Source organism: Gulosibacter massiliensis, assembly GCF_900626105.1.
GTDB lineage: Bacteria > Actinomycetota > Actinomycetes > Actinomycetales > Microbacteriaceae > Gulosibacter > Gulosibacter sediminis.
In genome coordinates, this window is sequence record NZ_UYZX01000001.1 from 19,568 (window position 1) to 38,837 (window position 19,270).

Here is a 19,270-nt window from a genome sequence, read left to right on the forward strand (position 1 = left end):
TTGAGGGTGTCGCGTGAGTGAGATGAAGCGGTTGCGGATGCTGCTCGAGCTCGACCGGCTCGGTACGGTTTCGGCCGTCGCGAAGCTGCTTTCGTACAGCACCTCGGCGGTGTCGCAGCAGCTCGCGCAGCTCGAACGCGACTTTGACGCCGCGCTGCTCGAGCCCGACGGCCGCCGGGTGCGGCTCACGGCGCAGGGGCAGGTGCTGCTCGGCCACGCGCGCCGCGTGCTGCGCGAGTGGGAGGGCGCGCACTCGGCGGTGACGACCTCGCAGGATGAGGTGCGCGGCACGCTCTCGCTCGCGGCGTTTCAGAGCGCGTGCCTGACGATGGTGCCCGAGCTCGTGCGCGAGCTGCGGGAGCAGCATCCCCTGGCCGACGTCAGCGTCGTGCAGGCCGATGCCGACGTATCGCGCGATCGAGTCGTGTCACGCGAGTTCGACCTCGCGATCGTCGAGCGCTACTCGGGACAGTCGTTCCCGCGGCGTGATGACATCGTTGAGACGGTGCTGTTCGATGACCGCATGCTGCTCGTCGTGCCCGAGGGGCTTGAGCGTGACGTTGCGGGGCCGCGCGACGTCGCCGATCTTGACTGGGTCATGGAACTGCCCGGCACACCGACGCGCGACTGGGCGATGTCGCTGTGCCGCCGCGCGGGCTTCGAGCCGCGCATCCGTTTCGAGAGCTCCGACATGCTCGTTCACCAAAACCTCGCTCGCGAGGGCGTCGCGGTGGGGTTCCTCCCCGCGCTCATCCCGTCGCGCCTACTCAGCGGCACGCGGTTCGTCGACCTCGGGCCGGCCGAGTCGCGCACGGTCTACACGGTGTCGCGGCGCAGCCTGCAGTCGACGCCGCTCATGATGGCCGTGCTCGGGCTGCTCGCTCGGCGTCCCGAGGCGGCCGTCGACGAGCCAGCGATGTAGGCGTAGTCCCTTGGTTAGGCGAGTTTCACGACGGTACGGCCTCGCACCCGCCCGGCGAGGATTTCGTCGGCGATGTCGAAGGCACCCTCGAGCGTCGTCTCCTCGGTGAGCGAGTCGAGCAGCTCGAACGGCAGGTCGCTCGCGAGGCGATCCCACGCCTGTTGCCGGAGGGTGCGCGACGCGGTGACCGAGTTGATGCCCGCCAGCGAAACGCCGCGCAGGATGAACGGCAACACGGTCGTCGGAAGATCGGTGCCCGCGGCAAGGCCACAGGCGGTGACGGTGCCGTTGTCGAAGGTCTGCGAGAGCAGGTTTGCGAGCACGGTCGAGCCGACGCAGTCGACTGCGCCGGCCCAGCGGCGCTGCTGCAGTGGCGCGCCGGACTCGACGAACTCGGCCCGGTCGAGCACCTCCGCGGCGCCGAGTGATGCAAGGAAGTCGCCCTGCACCTGGGCGCGGCCGGTGATCACCGCCACTTCGTAGCCGAGCTTCGCGAGAATCGCGACGGCGATCGAACCGACGCCGCCCGAGGCGCCGGTGACCGCGACCGGCCCCGAATCGCGTGTGACGCCCGCGCGTTCGAGTGCGAGGACCGAGAGCATCGCGGTGAAGCCAGCAGTTCCAATCGCGGCCGCGCGCTTCGCGCTGAGGGACTGGGGGCGGCGCACAAGCGCGTCGCCGTTCACGCGGGCCCGTTCGCTGAGCCCGCCATGCTTCGTTTCGCCGATGCCGTCGCCAGTGAGGATCACCTCGTCGCCCGGCTGGAACGCGAGATCCGCCGACGAGACGACCCGGCCGACGAGGTCGATGCCGGGGATGAGTGGGGACGCCTTGACGATGCCGGGGCGGCCGGCTATCGCCATGCCGTCCTTGTAATTGATGTCGGAGTACTCGACCTCGATATCGATCGGCCGCTCACCGCCCGAAGCAGTGAGGAAGTCATCGTCGAGCTCGCGCAGCTTGGCGGCGTGTTCGGTGACGCGACCTCGGTCGGTGGTCTGTTCAATGACGATGGCGCGAAAGCTCACGTGCAGCTCCTTTGGTGGCGATGGAGTTCAGGATAGGGCGGGGTGGTGCGAGTCGACTGACCGCCGGCGGAATAAAACCAAGCGACAGCCGTTGGCTTCGGGGCGTGGCATTTCACGTCAAGGCGCCCGGGTGCGCCGAAGCAATCCTCGACTTTCAGGAGCACGATGACCCACAAGTTGTTCGAGCCGCTCACGCTGCGCGGCGTGACCTTCCGCAACCGCATCTGGGCGCCGCCGATGTGTCAGTACGTCGTTGAACAGCACGACGGCGTGCCGACCCCGTGGCATCTCGTGCACCTCGGGCAGTTCGCGATCGGCGGCGCCGGCGCAATCATCGTCGAGGCGACGGGTGTCGTGCCCGAGGGGCGCATCTCGCCTCGCGACCTCGGCCTGTGGAACGACGAACAGCGCGACGCGTTCACCCCGATCGTGGACTTCGTGCACTCGCAGGGGGCCAAGATCGGCATCCAGCTCGCCCACGCCGGGCGCAAGGCGAGCACCTACGGCGAGTACGACGCCGAGGGCAAGAGCGGCTCGCTCTCGACGGAGGACGGTGCTTGGGTGACCGTCGCCCCCTCGACGATCGCTTTCGACGGGCTCGACACCCCGGAGGCGCTCGACGAAGCCGGCCTGGCCGAGGTGAAGGCCGCGTTCGTCGCCGCAGCCAACCGTGCGCTCGACGCTGGCTTCGACTTCCTCGAACTCCACGCCGCCCACGGCTACCTGCTCCACTCGCTCATTTCACCGCTGAGCAACCAGCGCACCGATGAGTACGGCGGTTCGCTCGAGAACCGAGCGCGCCTACTGCTCGAAATCGTCGACGCCGTGCGCGCCGAGATCGCCGACACCGTGCCACTGTTCGTGCGCCTCTCGGCCACGGACTGGACCGAGGGCGGCGTCACCATCGACGAGACGGTGCAGCTCTCAAGCTGGCTTAAGGAGCACGGAGTCGATTTCATTGACGTGTCGACCGGCGGCAACGTGCTCGCCGAGATCCCCGTCGGCCCCGGCTACCAGACGCCGTTCGCGAGCCGCGTGCGCGCCGAGGCGGGCATCCCGACCGGGGCCGTCGGGCTGATCAACGACCCGTTGCAGGCCGAGCACGTGCTCGTCACTGGCCAGGCTGACGTCGTGCTCATCGGGCGCGAACTGCTGCGCAACCCGCGCCTGCCCATCCAGGCCCAGGAGGCGCTGCGTTTCGATGCCGGGCTCGTGCCCGGGCCTTACCGACGCGCTCACCGCTAACGGAAACCCGCAGCATCGCGTCGGCTACGCTTGGCCATCACACCGAGCCAGGCGTGGCCGAGCGATGCGCGCCGAGGGGGACGAACGCTCATGATCGAGTTTCGCCATGTCACGAAGCGCTATGACGAGCAGGCGCCGGCGGTCGACGACTTCAGCCTGACGGTTGACTCGCGAACGACGTGCGTGTTCGTTGGATCGTCTGGTTGCGGTAAGACGACGCTGCTGCGCATGATCAACCGGATGGTCGAGCCGACCTCCGGGGAAATCGAGATCGACGGCACGCCGGTGTCGAAGCTCGACCCGGTGAAGCTACGCCGCAGCATCGGCTATGTCATGCAGAACTCCGGGCTCATGCCGCACTTCACGGTGGCCGACAACATCGCGACCGTACCGCGACTCGAGGGCGCGACCCGGCGGGCGGCGCGGAGCCGGGCACTCGAGCTCATGGACACGGTCGGCCTCGGACCCGAACTCGCCGACCGGTACCCGAGCCAGCTTTCGGGGGGCCAGCAGCAGCGCGTCGGAGTGGCCCGTGGGCTCGCGGCCGACCCAAACATCCTGCTCATGGACGAACCCTTCGGTGCGGTCGACCCGGTCGTGCGCGCCGAGCTGCAGCAGGAGCTCATCCGCCTTCAGCGCGAGCTCGACAAGACCGTCGTGTTCGTCACTCACGACATCGACGAGGCATTTCTGCTCGGCGATCAGGTCGTGATGCTGCAGGCCGGCGCGCAACAGCTGCAGGTCGGCAGCCCGAGCGAGATCATCGAAGCCCCCGCGAACGACTTCGTCGCCGCCATGATCGGCGCCGACCGCGGCAAGCGCGCGCTGCAGCTCAAGCAGACGCCGAACGGCACCGTAGTGGTGGATGCGCAGGGGCGCACCCAGGGCGTGCTGCGCGAGGAGTGACGTGAACTGGGTCGCGAACAACCTCGAGCTCATCTGGCAGCTCACGCTCGTGCACGCGCGCCAAAGCCTCATTGCGCTCGTGCTCGGACTCGTGGTCTCGCTGCCGATCGGCTGGGCCGCTTGGCGCTACCGGCCGCTTCGCGGCCTGCTCACCGGCGTAACCGGCCTGCTCTACACCGTGCCGTCGCTCGCCCTGCTCGTGATTCTGCCCGTCATCGCCGGCTACCCCGCGGCAAGCGAGGTGAACCTCGTGGTCGCGCTGACGCTCTACGCGCTCGCGATCCTCGTGCGCTCGGTCGTGGATGCGCTCGATTCGGTCGACAGCGATGTGCGACAGGCCGCGGATGCGCTTGGGTACGGGGGAGTGCGCCGCTTCTTCGCCGTCGACCTGCGCCTCGCGGTGCCCGTGCTGCTTGCCGGCCTGCGCGTGACGGCGGTGAGCACCGTCGCGCTCGCGACGGTCGGTATTCTCGTCGGCGTCGAAAACCTCGGCTACCTGTTCACGAACGGCCTGCAGCGGCGCATCATCGCTGAGGTGTTCGCCGGCGTGCTCGCCGTCGTGATCATTGCGCTCGTGATCGACCTTGCCCTCGTGCTACTCGGGCGCGCGCTCACGCCGTGGCTGCACGCCGCGACCCGTCGCACCAAGGTCGAGCGGAGCCTGGCATGAGTTTTCTGCTCGACGCCGTCGCATGGATCTTCGGCCCCGGCCAGTGGAGCGGCGACGCGACCCTCCTCGGCTTGCTCGGCGAGCACCTGCTCACCACCTTCGTCGCGGTGCTCGTCGCGGTCGCGCTCGCTGTGCCCCTCGGGTGGTGGATCGGCCACACCGGTCGGGGTCGCGAGTTCGGTGTTGCCGTGACGGGCGCGGCGCGCGCGATTCCGTCGTTCGGTCTGCTCGTGCTGCTCGTGTTGCTGCTCGGCGTGACGCGCCGACCCGAGGCGGCGCTCATCACCTTCGTGATTCTCGCGATTCCGTCGTTGCTCGCCGGCGCCTATTCGGGCATTGAGGCGATCGATCGCCGCGTCATCGATGCAGCGCGCAGCGTCGGCATGACCGACTGGCAGCTGTTCTGGCGCGTCGAAGTGCCACTAGGGCTGCCGCTGCTGCTTGGTGGGCTGCGCACGGCCGTGCTCCAGGTGGTCGCGACCGTGACGATCGCCGCCTACCTGAATCTCGGGGGCCTCGGCCTACCGATCATCACGGGGCTGAGCCTGCGCCGCTACGACGAGGTGCTCGGTGGTGCGCTCCTCGTCGTGGCCCTCGCCCTCGCGCTCGACCTGCTCCTTGCACTTGCGCAGCGCGCCTCCGTACCGCGCGGAATACAACTTGCCGCGGCGCGTTGATGACCGTGGCCGTGTCACACGCCCACGCTAGGGTTGGCGGGCAGGCTCACCGATGAGAGGAACACTCATGCAGCATCGTCGAATTCGCGCAGGAATCGGGGCAGCCGCGGCGTTCGCCGTGGCGGTAGCACTCGCCGGATGCACCTCGGGCGATCCGCTCGACACGCCCGCTGAGAGCGGCACGGCCGCCGCGGGCGACACCATCGTCGTTGGCTCGCAGAGCTACTACTCGAACGAGATCGTTGCCGAGATCTACGCGCAGGCGCTTGAGGCGAACGGCTTCACGGTCGACCGCAGCTTCAACTCGGGCCAGCGCGACGCGTACATGCCCGAGATCGAGAATGGCAATATCACGCTCTTCCCTGAGTACACCGGCAACCTGCTGCAGTACCTCGACCCCGAGGCGACCGCCCGCGAGAGCGAGGAGGTCTACGCCGCGCTCGAGGCCGCGCTGCCCGACGGCCTGCAGGTGCTCGACCAAGCCGAAGCATCCGACCAAGATTCCTACACCGTGACGCAGGAGTTCGCGCAGGAGTACGAGCTCGAGTCGATCGCCGATCTCGCGGGCGTCGAGGAGCAGCTGACGCTCGGCGGCCCGCCCGAATTGGCCGACCGCCCGTACGGGCCGAAGGGCCTCGCTGACACCTACGGTGTTGACGTTGAGTTCTCGGCGACCGGCGACACGACGGTCGAAGACCTGCTCGCTGGCACTGTCAACGTGGCGAATGTGTTCACGGCCGACCCGCGCATCGAGACCGACAGCCTCGTCGTACTTGATGACCCCGAGTCGCTGTTCCTCGCCTCGCAGGTCGTGCCGGTCGCGAGCGACGCGCTTGACCCGGCGGCCGCCGACGTCATCAACGAGGTGAGCGCGAAACTCACCGCCGACGACCTCATCGCGATGAACGTGCAGAGCACCGAAGACCAGGCATCGACCCCCGACATCGCGAGCGAGTGGCTCGAGCAAGCCGGGCTCAACGGCTAGCGAGACGTAGATAGCTGCGGACGCGCCCGAGCGAATACTCGCCCGGGCGCGTCCGCATTCATGAGTGCGACCCAACGAGAATGCGCGGTGGCCGTTGCGCCACCGTCGAGCCGTTCTCGTATTCCGACCGCGAGGCGTCCATCCGCGCCCTCCACGGAGTGCAGACACTGTTCATGGTGTCGGCCTCCGAGAGCGCCGATCGGCTTAACCAACACCGCGCGGTCATCAATGCCGCCGCCGAAGCCGGGGTCAACCACGCCGTCTACACCTCGTTCGCGGCGGCCGCGCCCGACGCGACCTTAGTGAGCGGCGACGTCGAGGCGATCACCGGCACTCCGCCGCGGTCGTTCGAGACGTTCCTGCGTGAAACGGCCTAGCTCGGAGCCCCGTCGGCCTGCGCGCGCCAGCCGAGTTCGACGAGCTCGCGGAGCACGTCGAGGTCGAGGTCCTGCAGCGAGTTCGCGTACACGCAGCCGGCGCCGAGGGCGTGCTTGCCGAGCCGTTCGAGCGCCTCAGGCTGGTGCGTGTAGCCCTGCAGACCGTAGAACGTGAGCTTCGCTTTGCGCGGGCTGAAGCCGACCTTGAACCACGAGTTGGTGCCCATCGTGTTCGTGTAGTCGGTCTCGCCGAAGCCGATCATCGACGGGCCCCACATGACAGCGCGTTGGCCCGTGACCGCCTCGAATAGCTCCAGTAACTGCGAGCCCTCCTCGCGCCGGCGCGCGGTCGGGAGTTCGGCGATGAACTCGCGTGGGTCAACGTCGGTCGGCTTTGTCTTGATCTCGCTCGCCATGTCTCGGAGTCTACGGCCCTGGATGCAGCGCATAGCTCACGCATAGGCGGTGCTTGCTCTGTTGCAAAACGGTCCGCGAATGATGGTGACATCGCAACCGACGAGAGGATGCCCCCATGACCGGATTCCCCGATCCCGAAGAGACACCCGAGGGCCTGAAATACCAGGGCCGCAAACTCGACCGCCCCGACGAGGAGGTCGTTGACCAGGGCGCCTCCTTCGACATCACAACGCTGCTGACGCGCCGAGGTGTGCTCGGTGTGCTCGGCGTCGGCGCCGTCGGAACTTTCCTGGCCGCCTGCACGGCCGGCTCGACCGGCACGACCGCGACGCAGAGTGCTACCTCGAGCGCCTCCGCGAGCGCAACCGCCACCGCCTCGGCGACCGCCACCGAGGCGCTGCCAGCGGGCGAGATTCCTGACGAGACGGCCGGTCCGTACCCGGGCGACGGCTAGAACGGCCCCGACGTGCTGGAGGAGTCGGGCATCGTGCGCAGCGACATTCGCTCGAGCATCGGCGCCGACGACCCCGTCGACGGTGTGCCCCTCGACTTCACGTTCCGCATCACCGACATGGCGAACGGCGACCGCGCCTTTGAGGGCGTCGCCGTCTACGCGTGGCATTGCAACGCCCTCGGCGAGTACTCGCTCTACTCGAGCGGTGTCGAGGACGAGTCGTGGCTGCGCGGCGTGCAGGTCGCCGACGCGAACGGCCAGGTGACGTTCAAGTCGGTCGTGCCCGGCTGCTACACGGGTCGCTGGCCGCACATCCACTTCGAGGTGTACCCCGACGTCTCGCAGATCAGCGACTCGACAAACGCGATCGCGACGTCGCAGATGGCGCTGCCGCAGTCGATGGTCGACTCCGTCTACGAGAGCAGCACCTACACTGGCTCGGCGAACAACCTCGCGCAGATCACGCTCGACAGTGACAACGTATTCGGCGAAGACGGGGGAGCGCTCCAGCTCGCCACCGTCGCGGGTAACGCGACCGACGGGTACACCGCATCCCTCGTCGTGCGGGTCGACACGACGACCGAGCCGACCGCCGGTGGCGGCGGTGGCGAGGGTGGCGGCGGCCGCCCGTAGCGTTTCGACAGACACCTCGCGGGCGACGATACTTGGGTGATGGATCCGGATCTTGCCGTCGAACGCGCAGCCCAGCTCTTCAAGGTGCTCGGGAGTACCTCCCGGCTGCGGCTCATGCGCGAGATCCGGCGCGATCCCGCCACAGTATCGGCGCTCGTCGAGGCGACTGGCATGTCGCAGCCGCGCGTGTCGCAGCACCTGCGGATGCTCCGCGAGGCTGAGCTCGTCAAGGCCGTGCGGCACGGGCGCGAGATGTATTACGAAGTTGCGGATTCGCACGTCGTGCACCTGATTGAGGATGCGCTTGAGCACGTTGCCGAGGATGGCGACGGTGACGCCGTAGGGTAGGTGCCGCAAGAAACCGGCTCAACTCGAAGGACCACCGTGGCGAACATCAATTGGGGACGTATCGGCCGCATGGTCGTCGACACCGTCGTGAAGGCGGTCTCGTCGACCGCGACACAGGAGCGCACGTCGTCGCCCGCGAAGTCGAAGCGCCGCACCACGTCCTCGGGTGCCACGCCGAAGACGTCGCCGAAGCCGACCTCATCGCGCGGTTACGAGCAGCACGGCGACGACGAAGCGACCGCCGGCCAGTACGGCCCGGGCCGCACCCGCGAGATTCGTGCGAACGAGGTGCGCGGCATCCAGACGAGCTACGCGCCCGACCGCGATGGCACGCCCGACCCGGGTGAGGTCGTGTGGACCTGGGTGCCCTACGTCGAGAACGACGGCCGCGGCAAGGACCGCCCGGTGCTCATCCTCGCCCGCATCGACGCGACCTCGGTGCTCGGCTGCTATCTCTCGACCAAGGAGCACAACGGCTACCTGTCGGTCGGCGCCGGCGATTGGGACTCGAGCGGACGTGAGAGCTTCATGAACCCCGAGCGGTTGCTGCGCGTGACCGACGACGGGATGCGCCGCGAGGGCGCCGTGATGCAGCGCGGCTCATTCGACCGCGCCGTCGCCGCACTCTCGGCCGAGTACGACGAACTGTTCTAGTGGGAGGCTGCGGGCGCGGGCGCGACAAGGCACCCGCGCCGAGCGGTTACGCCGCGTAGAGGCCGAGCAGACGCTCGACCTCGGCGCGCACGACCGTGTTGCCGGCTGCGACATACGTGCGCGGGTCGACGGCCCCGGGGTTCGCGGCGAGGTACTCGCGCACGGCCGCGGTGAACTGCACGTTGAGGTGCGTCGAGACGTTGATCTTCGTCATGCCCGCGCGGATCGCCGCGACCATGCCCGCATCCGAGACGCCAGAGGAGCCGTGGAGTACGAGCGGCACCGGCACCGTCGCGGCCATGCGCTCGATGAGCGCAAGGTCGAGGTCGGCGCTGCGTTCGGTCATCGCGTGCGACGAGCCCACCGCGACGGCGAGCAGGTCGACGCCCGTCTTCGCGACGAAGTCGGCTGCGTCGTCGGGGTCGGTGCGCACGCCCGGCGCGTGCACGCCGTCTTTGCCACCGACTTCACCGAGCTCGGCCTCGACGGTGACGCCCGCCGCGTGGCAGAACTCGACGACCTCGATGGTCGTGGAGAGGTTCTGCTCGAACGGCAGGTGCGAGCCGTCGTACATCACCGACGTGAAGCCGAGGCCGACGGCCTCGCGAATGAGGTCGACGTCGTCGGCGTGATCGAGGTGCACGACGGTGTCGATCTTGGCGGCCTTCGCGACCTCGATCGTCGCCCGGCCTATGGGAGCGAGGTGGCCCCCGTGGTACTTCACGGCGTTCTGGCTGACCTGCAGCACGACGGGGCGACCGGCCGCGGCGGCCGCGTCGACGAGCACCTGCGCGGTCTCGAGCTGCACGACGTTGAAGGCGCCGAGGCCCTTCCCGGCCTCGCGGCTCGCAGCGGCAACGGTGGTGAGATCGGTGAGTGGCATGCGCCCTCCTCAGATAGTTGGAATCGCAACTTTGAAAAGTGGTATCGCAAGTATCGCAGGTTGTGGCGCATTCAGGCAGAGAAAGATTGCACGCGGCAAGCTAGAGAGCCAGCCAATTAAGGAGAACCATGATCTTCATCGTGGTCAAGTACGACGTGCTGCCTGAGTATGCCGACACATTCATCGAGCGCACCCGCGAGTTCACCGAGGCCACCCGTGCCGAGCCGGGCAACAAGTGGTTCGAGTGGAGCCGCTCGGTCGAGCGCGAGAACGAGTTCGTGCTCGTCGAAGCATTCAATGACGACGCGGGCGCCGCGCACGTGGGGTCGGAGCACTTCGCGAAGGGTCTCGAGACGATGCGCCCGCTGCTCGCGTCGACGCCGAAGATCATCAGCCGCACGATCGACGGCGACGACTGGGATGAGATGGGTGAGCTCCAGGTCGACTAGTTTCGCGGCACCCGAGTGCGTTCGCGCGATTTCCAGGTCCCTCCGGCAGGGTGGCGCCATGGATATCCGCGAACGCATTCTCGCGTTGAACATTGCCGGACGCATCGACAGTGAGGTCGAGCCGCCGCAGCTGCGCATGAACTTCATGACCGACGGTGCCGACCAGCAGACCGTGTGGAGTTATGTCACCGAGCCCGAGCTACTCGCTGCCTGGTCGCCGAACGTACCCGATCGTCCGCTCACCTCGGTCGGCCCGGCCGAGGCACGGGAAAACCCCGAGGATGCCCCGTTCTCGGTCGAGGTGCTCGCCGTCGACCCGGGCAAGCAGGTCACGCATCGCTGGGGTGACGACCTCATTACCTGGACCATCACCGGCGACCGCATCGACTTCGCGATAGTGCTGCGCGAGCTCGACGCCGCGGCGATGTACGCGGCCGGCTGGCAGGTCTGTTTCGGCGTGCTCGCTGCCCTCCTCCAAGGCGAAAAGCAGCCGCGCATCGTAGGCGAAGACGCCTTCCGCGTCGGTTGGCAGGAGCTCAAAGAGCGCTACGACGTCGAGTTCGCGCGCCCGTAGTATCGGAGCATGACCGCAGCCGTCCCGGCCCCTACGCGCATCCTCGGCCTCGACTACGCCCGCGCGTTCGCGATCTTTGGGATGGTCGGCGCGCACCTCGGCAACGCCCCGGCGTTCGTGCTCACCGACCCGAGCACGTGGGACGGCATTGTCCACGGCAACTCGTCGATCCTCTTCGGCCTGCTCGCCGGGGTGTCGATCGCGATTATGACCGGCGGCACGCGCATCCCGCAGCCGCACGAGCTGCCAGCGCTTCGGCTGCGCCTGCTCGGCCGCGGCGGTGTGATCTTCGCGATCGGCCTCATGCTCGAACTGCTCGGCACCTCGGTCGCGATCATTCTCACCTTCTACGGCTTGCTCTACCTGCTCGTGCTGCCCATGCTGCGGCTGCGACCCGCGGTGCTCGTCGCGCTCGCGGTCGGCATCGGGGTGGTCGGGCCTCCGGTGATCGCGACGATCTACAGCCTCGGCTATCTCATCTACGCACCGGGCTTCGACATGCTCTTCGGCGGCATGTACCCGCTCACCACGTGGTTCCCGCTGCTGCTGCTCGGCCTCGCGCTCGGCCGAACCGACTTCACCAAGACGATCACCGCGATCACCATGCTCGTGTTCGGCTTTGGCGTCTGGCTGCTCAGCCAGGGGCTCGGGATGCTGCTGACGCCGGTAATCGAAGACGTCGAGTTCACGACCGGGGGCGTGACCGCGACGATGCTGCGGGCCCTGGCCGACATCACGCCGCACGGCGGCGGCACCCTCGAACTCATCGGCTCGGGCGCGCTCGCGTTCGCGCTGCTTGGCTTCTGCCTGCTGATCCCAAGGGCCGCCGCGAACGTGCTGCGGCCGGTCTCGGCCGTCGGCGCGATGCCGTTGACCACCTACACGGGCCACCTCATCGTGCTCGCGCTCGTCTGGCCGGGCGGCGAGCTGCCGTACAGCAACGTCGTCTGGGCCATCACCGTCGTCATCATGCTCGTCGCGTGCCCGATCTGGTTGCGCTTCGTGCGGCGCGGGCCGCTCGAGCAGGTCACCGCGCACGTCGGGATGCTCGCGGCTGGGCAGCGGCTCGTCGCCCGACCGGTCGTCGTGCGCGCCGCGGAAACGCCAAACGGCGGGGCACCCTCCGAAGAGGCCGCCCCGCCGTCGGTGCGAGAGTAGCGCGCGAGCTAGTAGCGGTTGCCGCCGCGGTCGTCACGATCGCGGTAGTTGCCACCACGGCCACCGCCGTTATAGCCGCCGCCACGTCCACCGCGGTACCCACCACGGTCGTCGCCGTCACGGTTACCTCGATAACCGCCGCGGTCGTCGCCGTCGCGGTTACCGCGGTAGCCGCCGCGGCCGCCGCCACCGTAGCCGCCGCGGCCGTCGCGGTCGTCATCGCGACGACGCTTGGCGGGCCCGTTGTCGGGGCGAATGTCAATGTTCTGGCCGGCGACCCGGATGCCACCGAGACGGTTCAGGTCGTCGCGTGAGAGGTCGCGGGGCAGCTCGACGATGGTGAACGCCGGGTAGATGTTGATCGCACCGATGTCGTCGCGGCCGATGCCGCCCTCGTTCGCGAGCGCGCCAACGATCTGGCGGGGCTCAACGCGGTTGCGCTTGCCAACCTCGATGCGGTACGCCTGTAGGTTGCCGTTCGACTCGCGGCGCTCGCGGCGGCCGCCACCGTCGCGGTTGTCGCGGCCGTTGTCGCGGCGGTCGCGCGAGAAGTCGGGCTGGTTCGCTATCGGGTCGTTGTTGGGGTCGAGCAGCAGCGGGTCATCGCCCTGCGCGACAACGGCGAGGGCCGCGGCGACGTCCGACTCCGGCACATCGTGGTGACGCACGTAGTGGTCGATGATGTCGCGGAAGGCCTCGATTCGTGCCGTGTCTTCGAGCGCCGCGGTGATCGCGTCGTCGAAACGGCTCAGGCGCGTCTCGTTGACGTCGGCGACGGAGGGCAGGCGCATCTGCTCCATCGGCTGGCGCGTGACGCGCTCGATGTGGTTGAGCAGGCGACGCTCGCGCGGGGTGACGAAGCTGATCGCGGCGCCGGTGCGGCCCGCGCGGCCCGTGCGGCCGATGCGGTGCACGTACGACTCGGGGTCGGTCGGAATGTCGAAGTTCACGACGTGCGTGATGCGCTCGACGTCGAGGCCGCGGGCGGCGACGTCGGTGGCGATAAGGATGTCGAGCTTGCCAGCCTTGAGGTCGCTCACGAGGCGCTCGCGCTGGTTCTGTGCGATGTCGCCGTTGATGGCGCTGGCCGAGAGGCCGCGGGCGCGGAGCTTGTCGGCAAGCTGCTCGGTCTCGCTCTTCGTGCGCACGAAGATGATGAGGCCGTCGTACTCTTCGACCTCGAGGATGCGCGTGAGCGCGTCCACCTTCTGGTGGAAGGGCACGACGAGGTAGCGCTGCGAGATGTTCTTCGCGGTCGCGGTCGTCGACTTCACCGTGATCTCGGCGGCATCGTTGAGGTACTGCTGCGAGATGCGGCGAATCTGCGGGGGCATCGTCGCCGAGAAGAGGGCAACCTGCTTCTCTTTGGGGGTGTCGGCGAGGATCGTCTCGACGTCCTCAGCGAAGCCCATCTTCAGCATCTCGTCGGCCTCGTCGAGCACGAGGAACTTGATCTCGCTGAGGTCGAGGCTGCCGCGCTTGAGGTGGTCCATGATGCGACCCGGGGTGCCAACGACGACGTCAACGCCGCGGCGCAGTGAGTTGAGCTGCGAGCCGTACGCAGCGCCACCGTAAATCGGCACCATGCGCACCGCGGGGAGCTTCGAGGCGTAGCTCTCGAATGCCTCGGCGACCTGCAGTGCGAGCTCGCGGGTAGGCGAGAGCACGAGCGCCTGCGGTTTCTGGGCGCCGCCCTCGATGCGCGAGAGCACGGGCAGCGCGAACGCGGCGGTCTTGCCCGTTCCCGTCTGGGCGAGGCCCACGACGTCGCGGCCCTCGAGCAGGGTCGGGATGGTCGCGGCCTGGATCGGGCTCGGGGTCTCGTAACCGATCTCGGTGACGGCCTCGAGCACCGGGGCGCTCAGGCCGAGCTCGGAAAAGCTGGGGGTAGTTGAGTTTGAGTCGTCGTCGGGAACGTCGGTCGTGGGGTGCGTCATAGTGGCGCCTTCCTTCGGTGCGTGCTCGTCGGGATGCGTAGAGACGAACACACAAGTGCAAGGGGGCAGTCGTCGAGTCGCATCCGGGCCTGATGGCCGGTCTGAGGAATGACCACCGGTGTGGTGATCGAACGGGTGACGCCAGATCCGTGCGGCCGAGTTCCGGCGCAGCTTGGGCGTCAACCAGCCAAGTCTACCCCAAGGGTGCGCGTGCGGTCGAGACGCACCTTGCCGAGAAGAAATCCATGTCGCGGGAATATTCTCGCCGCGGACGAGTTCTACCTGGCATGCAGGTTCATGCAAACGCATGATTCAATCGCGAATCACAAGGAGTCACCATGCAGTTCGGCATCATGTCGGTCAGCGATGTCACCCGCAACCCCGTCACCGGCGAGACGCCGAGCGAGGCCGAGCGCATCAAGGGCATGATCGAAATCGCGAAGAAGACCGAGGAGGTCGGGCTCGACGTCTTTGCCGTCGGCGAGCACCACAACCCACCTTTCTTCTCGTCGTCGCCCACGACGCTGCTCGCGGCCATCGCCGCCCAGACCGAGCGGCTCATCCTCACCACGTCGACGACGCTGATCACGACGAACGACCCGGTGCGCATCGCCGAGGAATACGCGATGCTCCAGCACGTCTCGGATGGTCGCATGGACCTCATGCTCGGCCGCGGCAACACCGCGCCTGTCTACCCGTGGTTTGGCCAGGACATTCGTCAGGGCCTGCCGCTCGCGCTTGAGAACTACAACCTGCTCCACCGCCTCTGGCGCGAGGACGTCGTGAACTGGCAGGGCAAGTTCCGCACGCCGCTCAACGGCTTCACCTCGACGCCGCGACCGCTCGATGATGTGCCCCCGTTCGTGTGGCACGGTTCGATTCGCACCCCCGAAATCGCCGAGCAGGCCGCGTTCTACGGCAATGGCTACTTCGCCAACTTCATCTTCTGGCCGCCGGAACACTCGCTGCGCCTCGCGAACTTCTACCGCGAGCGCTTCGAGCACTACGGCCACGGCACGAAGAAGGAGGCGATCGTCGGCCTCGGTGGTCAGACGTACATCGCGAAGAAGTCGCAGGATGCCTACCGCGAGTTCCGCCCGTACTTTAACGAGGCGCCCGTGTACGGCAATGGCCCGTCGCTCGAGCAGTTCTCGCAGGCCACCCCGCTCGCGGTCGGCAGCGTGCAGGAGGTCATCGACAAGATCCTCGGCTTCCATGAGCTGTTTGGTGACTACCAACGCCAGCTGTTCCTGCAGGACCACGCCGGTCTGCCGCTGAACATGGTGCTCGACCAGATCGAGCTGCTCGGTACCGAGGTCGTGCCCGTCGTGCGCAAGGAACTCGAGGGGCGTCGCGACCCCGAGTCGGCGCCGGCCCCGACGCACGAACTCCTCGTTGCGAAGAAGTATGGCGACGGGCCCGCGCGCCAGCCCCGGCCCACGGCGAACCGTGGCGACAACGTCACCGGCGGCTCGCCCTACCTCGACTCCGACGAGGTCACCGCGAAGCGCGAGGCGGAGGCGGCTGCGCAGCCGACCGCCGAGGCTGACGCCTAGTTTGCAGCCCGCCGAGGAATCCGGAATGAAGCGGCGACGGCGCGCGTTAGATGAACCGAAGTAGATGGAGAGGAACGAGCACAGCGATGACTTCAGCATTCAATGAGCACACCGGCACGGGCGAGTCGGAGGAATTCCGCGTCGTGGTTGTCAATGCCGGCACCTCGAACCCGTCGTCGACCGCGATGCTGGCCGACCGCGTCGTCGAGGAGCTCATGAAACACGCCGATACGAGTGGCGCGAAGCTCAGCGCAACGGTGATCGAGTTGCGCGACCTCGCGCAGGAGATCGCGAACGGGCTCGTCACCGGGCTCCGCGGGGAGGGCCTCGAGCGGGCAAGTCGACTCATCGCCGATGCCGATGCGCTCGTTGCCACGACTCCGGTCTACAAGGCCGAGGCCTCGGGCCTGTTCAGCGGCTTCTTCCAGGTGCTCGACCGCGACCTGCTCGTCGGCACGCCGGTCGTGCTCGGCGCGACCGCCGGCACGAGCCGCCACGCCCTCGTCATCGACGGTCAGATGCGCTCGCAGTTCGCCTACCTGCGGTCGCTCGTGGCCCCGACGTCGCTGTTCGCAGCGACCGAGGACTGGAACGACCCGAACTTCGCGACGCGAATCCGCCGCGCCGCGGGCGAGTTGTGGCTGCTCATCGAGTCGCGGTTCGCGGCGCGTCTGCGCGCGACGAACTGGGACACCTATCAGCACGACTTCGGCAGCGCGAAGTCGTCGGGCGACAACGACGAGATCGATCTCTCGAGCGACCTCATGCGCCTCGCGACCGGCGGCAGCCTGGCCTAAACAAGCCCCATCCCCACCACGCACCGCGCCGTGTCATCGCCCCGAACGGGTGGTGCCGCGGCGCGGTGGCGCGTTGAGGGGGTCTTCGGGCCACGGATGCTTCGGGTAGCGGCCGCGCATCTCGGCGCGCACCTGGGTGTACGGGCCCGACCAGAATGACGCGAGATCGTCGGTAATCGCGAGCGGCCGTTGCGCCGGCGAGAGCAGGTGCAGCAGCACGGGCACGCGGCCGTCGACGAGGCGCGGGGTGTCGACCCAGCCGAAGCACTCCTGCAGCTTCACCGCGAGCACGGGCGGGCCGTCGGTATCGTGCTCGGCGTACTGCACGCGCACCATCGAGCCGGTCGGCACCTCGAGCCGCTCGGGCGCGAGCTCGGCGAGCCGGGCGGCGTCTGGCCACGGCAGCAGTCGTCGCAGCGGGTCGAGCAGGTCGATGGACGCGGCGGTCGAACCGCGTGCGAGCCGGTCGAGTTCCGGCGCGAGCCAGTCGTCGAGCCGTGCGAGCAGCGCGCCGTCGTTCACGTCGGGCCATGGCGCTCCAAGCGTGCGATGGAGCAGGGCGAGTCGACGCCGTAACTCGTCGGCGGCCGTCGACCAGCGCAGCAGCCCGAGGCCCACGCGCTCGAGCTCGCGTGCGACCGCATCCCGCGCCTCCTGCGGGTTCGGCGTGTGCGGCGACGACGCGAGCAGGATCTCGCCGAGCCGAGTCTCGCGGGTGGCCCTGACCCGACCATCCCGCCACTGCGTCACCGTCGTCGTGCGCACGAGCGGCCCGGCAAACTCACGGGCCGACTCGGGGTCGATCGGCACGGCGGCACGGATCACGGCGCCCGAGGCATCGGTCGTCGTTGCCCGGGCGACCTCGGCCACCGCGAGCCAGTCGTGCCCGGTGAGCGCACTGCCGCGGGGCAGCGTGGCGCCGGTGCCCGAGGCGAGCTGGTAGCCGCCGCCGCGCGCGCGGGCGAGTCGCTCGGGATACGCGAGCGCGATCACCTCGGCGAGACCAGCGTCGTCGCCGACCGACGTGGTGGCGCGGCCAGGTGGCACGAGTTCGCGCAGGCGGCGGGCATCGTCTCGCCAGCGCTGCGACGACGCATCCCGCCCATCCCGCAGCTGGCGCACGAGCGCCGCGAGGTCGCCGCCGGGCGCGCGGCGATCCGACTCGATGGCCGCTGCATACTCGGCGGCCCGTGTCGCGCCGAGTCGGGGCGCGGCATCGAGCAGCGCCCGGGCGATGCGCGGATGCGCCGGAATGCTCGCGAACTCGCGCCCGCGCGCCGTCAGCCCGGCCTCGTCGAGGGCGCCGAGGTTGCGCAGCGTCGCCTGGGCGCGTTGCAGCGATGCGACTGGCGGCCGCTGCGGGAGTGGCAGCTCGCTCGCGTCGGGGTCGCCCCAGGCCGCGAGCGTGAGGGCGAACGGGGTGAGCTCGGCCGAGGCGATCTCGGGCGTCGGTGCGGGCGCGAGCCGGGGCCAGTCAAGCTCGGCATAGCAGCGCACCACGCTGCCGGGGCCGACGCGCGCGGCGCGGCCCGCGCGCTGGGTTGCGGCCGCCTGCGAGACCGACACCGTCACGAGCTGGGCCATGTCTCGCGCGAGGTCGATGCGTGGCTCCCGCGAGAGCCCGGCGTCGATCACGAGCCGAACATCCGGCACCGTCAGCGAGGTCTCGGCGATGGCCGTCGCGACGATCGCGCGGCGCTCGCCGTTCGGGCGGAGCACGCGTTGCTGCTCCTCGAGCGAGAGCGACCCAGTGAGGCTCTCAGTGGGGATGCCGCGGGCGCGCAGCCCCTCGGCGACCCGATCGACCTCGCGCGCGCCCGGCAAGAAGACGAGGGCGCTACCCGCCGGTACGTCCGCGAAGGCGTCGGCGCTCACACGGGTGACGTGACTGAGGAAGTCGCGCGTGACGCCGCGCTCGTCGAGCGGGCGAACGTCGCGCGGCGGAGGCGCCCAACGCACCTCGAGCGGATGCGGGGCCACGTCGACCTCGCACGCGCGCGTTCCAGGGCCGAGCAGCTCGGTCCACGCCGCCACGTCGAGCGTCGCCGACATCGCGACGAGGGTGAGGTCGTCGCGCAGCTGCCCGAGCTCGCCGAGCATCCCGATCGCGAGATCGCTGTCGAGCGAGCGCTCGTGCACCTCATCGAGCACGACGGCATCGACGCCCGCGAGTTCGGGGTCGGCGAGCAGGCGCCGCACGAGCAGGCCCGCGGTGACGAACTCAACGCGGGTCGCGGCCGACGTGCGCCGCTCGCCGCGCACCGAATAACCGACCGCATCCCCGAGTCTCGTGCCGCTGAGTTGCGCGAGTCGGCTCGCGGCCGCGCGGGTCGCGATGCGGCGCGGCTGTGTGACGATGACGCGGCCGTCCGCGAGCTCGGCGACCGCGGGCGCCACGACCGTCGTCTTGCCCGATCCCGGCGGCGCGGCAACGACGGCCCGCGCGCCCGGCTTGGCGAGCGCATCCCGCAGTTGGGGGAGCAGGGTGGCGGCGGGGAGGCCCTCGGCGATCCGCGTGAGGTCGAACATCCCTTCCAGTGTGCCGCATCGATCAGCGTCACTCTGCGGGGTGATAGCGATACATCCACCGCCCGGCGCGG

At 68.8% G+C, this 19,270-nt stretch carries 21 protein-coding genes; 16 read left to right on the forward strand and 5 right to left on the reverse strand.

Annotated features, from left to right (window positions below; genetic code table 11):
- Nucleotides 1-22 precede the first annotated feature (22 nt).
- A complete protein-coding gene (locus EJL01_RS00105; RefSeq protein ID WP_241209167.1) occupies nucleotides 23-922 on the forward strand; it encodes a LysR family transcriptional regulator in 900 nt (299 codons plus the stop codon).
- A gap of 14 nt (nucleotides 923-936) precedes the next feature.
- Here EJL01_RS00105 and EJL01_RS00110 read toward each other — a convergent pair whose 3' ends face one another.
- Nucleotides 937-1,950, reverse strand: a complete 1,014-nt coding sequence (locus EJL01_RS00110) for an MDR family oxidoreductase (RefSeq protein ID WP_164509669.1) — start codon at nucleotides 1,948-1,950, stop codon at nucleotides 937-939.
- A 165-nt stretch (nucleotides 1,951-2,115) separates the two neighbouring features.
- On the opposite strand from EJL01_RS00110, the gene EJL01_RS00115 reads away from it, so the two are divergent.
- The 6 genes from EJL01_RS00115 to EJL01_RS13440 all read left to right on the forward strand — a co-directional run bounded on the left by EJL01_RS00115 (nucleotide 2,116) and on the right by EJL01_RS13440 (nucleotide 6,810).
- Nucleotides 2,116-3,195 (forward strand): NADH:flavin oxidoreductase/NADH oxidase, encoded by a 1,080-nt coding sequence (locus tag EJL01_RS00115; RefSeq protein ID WP_125105710.1) that lies wholly within the window; start codon nucleotides 2,116-2,118, stop codon nucleotides 3,193-3,195.
- Between the two features lie 90 nt (nucleotides 3,196-3,285).
- On the forward strand, nucleotides 3,286-4,101 hold the full coding sequence (locus tag EJL01_RS00120) for an ABC transporter ATP-binding protein (RefSeq protein ID WP_125105711.1): 816 nt from the start codon (nucleotides 3,286-3,288) through the stop codon (nucleotides 4,099-4,101).
- A gap of 1 nt (nucleotide 4,102) precedes the next feature.
- Entirely contained in the window at nucleotides 4,103-4,771 is a 669-nt protein-coding gene (locus EJL01_RS00125) for an ABC transporter permease (RefSeq protein ID WP_125105712.1), read from the forward strand.
- Nucleotides 4,768-5,448, forward strand: coding sequence for an ABC transporter permease (locus tag EJL01_RS00130; RefSeq protein ID WP_125105713.1), 681 nt, complete (start codon nucleotides 4,768-4,770; stop codon nucleotides 5,446-5,448). The genes EJL01_RS00125 and EJL01_RS00130 overlap by 4 nt, the downstream gene beginning before the upstream one ends.
- A 67-nt stretch (nucleotides 5,449-5,515) precedes the next feature.
- Nucleotides 5,516-6,433 carry an ABC transporter substrate-binding protein gene (locus tag EJL01_RS00135; RefSeq protein WP_125105714.1) on the forward strand — a complete coding sequence of 306 codons (918 nt, stop codon included), beginning with the start codon at nucleotides 5,516-5,518 and terminating at the stop codon, nucleotides 6,431-6,433.
- Nucleotides 6,434-6,513: 80 nt separating this feature from the next.
- Entirely contained in the window at nucleotides 6,514-6,810 is a 297-nt protein-coding gene (locus EJL01_RS13440; RefSeq protein WP_125105715.1) for a Rossmann-fold NAD(P)-binding domain-containing protein, read from the forward strand.
- Here the strand turns inward: EJL01_RS13440 and EJL01_RS00145 are convergent.
- A complete protein-coding gene (locus EJL01_RS00145; RefSeq protein WP_125105716.1) occupies nucleotides 6,807-7,226 on the reverse strand; it encodes a DUF1801 domain-containing protein in 420 nt (139 codons plus the stop codon). The genes EJL01_RS13440 and EJL01_RS00145 overlap by 4 nt on opposite strands.
- 116 nt (nucleotides 7,227-7,342) lie before the next feature.
- On the opposite strand from EJL01_RS00145, the gene EJL01_RS13395 reads away from it, so the two are divergent.
- Genes EJL01_RS13395 through EJL01_RS00160 form a run of 4 tightly spaced genes read left to right on the forward strand, consistent with a single transcriptional unit; the run spans nucleotide 7,343 to nucleotide 9,316 of the window.
- Nucleotides 7,343-7,681, forward strand: a complete 339-nt coding sequence (locus tag EJL01_RS13395) for a hypothetical protein (RefSeq protein ID WP_348982885.1) — start codon at nucleotides 7,343-7,345, stop codon at nucleotides 7,679-7,681.
- A gap of 12 nt (nucleotides 7,682-7,693) precedes the next feature.
- Nucleotides 7,694-8,314: an intradiol ring-cleavage dioxygenase gene (locus EJL01_RS13400; protein WP_348982886.1), complete on the forward strand. Its 621-nt coding sequence runs from the start codon at nucleotides 7,694-7,696 to the stop codon at nucleotides 8,312-8,314.
- Nucleotides 8,315-8,353: 39 nt separating this feature from the next.
- The gene (locus EJL01_RS00155; protein ID WP_125105717.1) at nucleotides 8,354-8,662 is read left to right on the forward strand and encodes an ArsR/SmtB family transcription factor; all 309 of its coding nucleotides are present in this window, start codon (nucleotides 8,354-8,356) and stop codon (nucleotides 8,660-8,662) included.
- A 36-nt stretch (nucleotides 8,663-8,698) separates the two neighbouring features.
- Nucleotides 8,699-9,316, forward strand: coding sequence for a hypothetical protein (locus EJL01_RS00160; RefSeq protein ID WP_125105718.1), 618 nt, complete (start codon nucleotides 8,699-8,701; stop codon nucleotides 9,314-9,316).
- Nucleotides 9,317-9,362: 46 nt separating this feature from the next.
- On the opposite strand, the gene EJL01_RS00165 is transcribed toward EJL01_RS00160, so the two are convergent.
- A complete protein-coding gene (locus EJL01_RS00165; protein WP_125105719.1) occupies nucleotides 9,363-10,199 on the reverse strand; it encodes a class II fructose-bisphosphate aldolase in 837 nt (278 codons plus the stop codon).
- 128 nt (nucleotides 10,200-10,327) lie between these two features.
- Here EJL01_RS00165 and EJL01_RS00170 point away from each other — a divergent pair, with 128 nt between their 5' ends.
- The 3 genes from EJL01_RS00170 to EJL01_RS00180 are packed head-to-tail and all read left to right on the forward strand — an operon-like array spanning nucleotide 10,328 to nucleotide 12,380.
- Nucleotides 10,328-10,648, forward strand: a complete 321-nt coding sequence (locus EJL01_RS00170) for a putative quinol monooxygenase (protein ID WP_125105720.1) — start codon at nucleotides 10,328-10,330, stop codon at nucleotides 10,646-10,648.
- Nucleotides 10,649-10,706: 58 nt separating this feature from the next.
- Nucleotides 10,707-11,222 (forward strand): SRPBCC family protein, encoded by a 516-nt coding sequence (locus EJL01_RS00175; protein WP_241209058.1) that lies wholly within the window; start codon nucleotides 10,707-10,709, stop codon nucleotides 11,220-11,222.
- A gap of 9 nt (nucleotides 11,223-11,231) precedes the next feature.
- On the forward strand, nucleotides 11,232-12,380 hold the full coding sequence (locus tag EJL01_RS00180) for a DUF418 domain-containing protein (RefSeq protein WP_125105721.1): 1,149 nt from the start codon (nucleotides 11,232-11,234) through the stop codon (nucleotides 12,378-12,380).
- An 8-nt stretch (nucleotides 12,381-12,388) separates the two neighbouring features.
- On the opposite strand, the gene EJL01_RS00185 is transcribed toward EJL01_RS00180, so the two are convergent.
- A complete protein-coding gene (locus tag EJL01_RS00185) occupies nucleotides 12,389-14,317 on the reverse strand; it encodes a DEAD/DEAH box helicase (protein ID WP_125105722.1) in 1,929 nt (642 codons plus the stop codon).
- A gap of 338 nt (nucleotides 14,318-14,655) precedes the next feature.
- Here EJL01_RS00185 and EJL01_RS00190 point away from each other — a divergent pair, with 338 nt between their 5' ends.
- Together EJL01_RS00190 and EJL01_RS00195 are read left to right on the forward strand one after the other, a co-directional pair.
- Entirely contained in the window at nucleotides 14,656-15,873 is a 1,218-nt protein-coding gene (locus EJL01_RS00190) for a CE1758 family FMN-dependent luciferase-like monooxygenase (RefSeq protein WP_125105723.1), read from the forward strand.
- 86 nt (nucleotides 15,874-15,959) lie between these two features.
- On the forward strand, nucleotides 15,960-16,670 hold the full coding sequence (locus tag EJL01_RS00195; protein WP_125105724.1) for a CE1759 family FMN reductase: 711 nt from the start codon (nucleotides 15,960-15,962) through the stop codon (nucleotides 16,668-16,670).
- Between the two features lie 33 nt (nucleotides 16,671-16,703).
- Here the strand turns inward: EJL01_RS00195 and hrpB are convergent, their stop codons facing one another.
- Nucleotides 16,704-19,199 carry an ATP-dependent helicase HrpB gene (gene hrpB, locus EJL01_RS00200; protein ID WP_125105725.1) on the reverse strand — a complete coding sequence of 832 codons (2,496 nt, stop codon included), beginning with the start codon at nucleotides 19,197-19,199 and terminating at the stop codon, nucleotides 16,704-16,706.
- Between the last annotated feature and the right edge of the window lie 71 nt (nucleotides 19,200-19,270).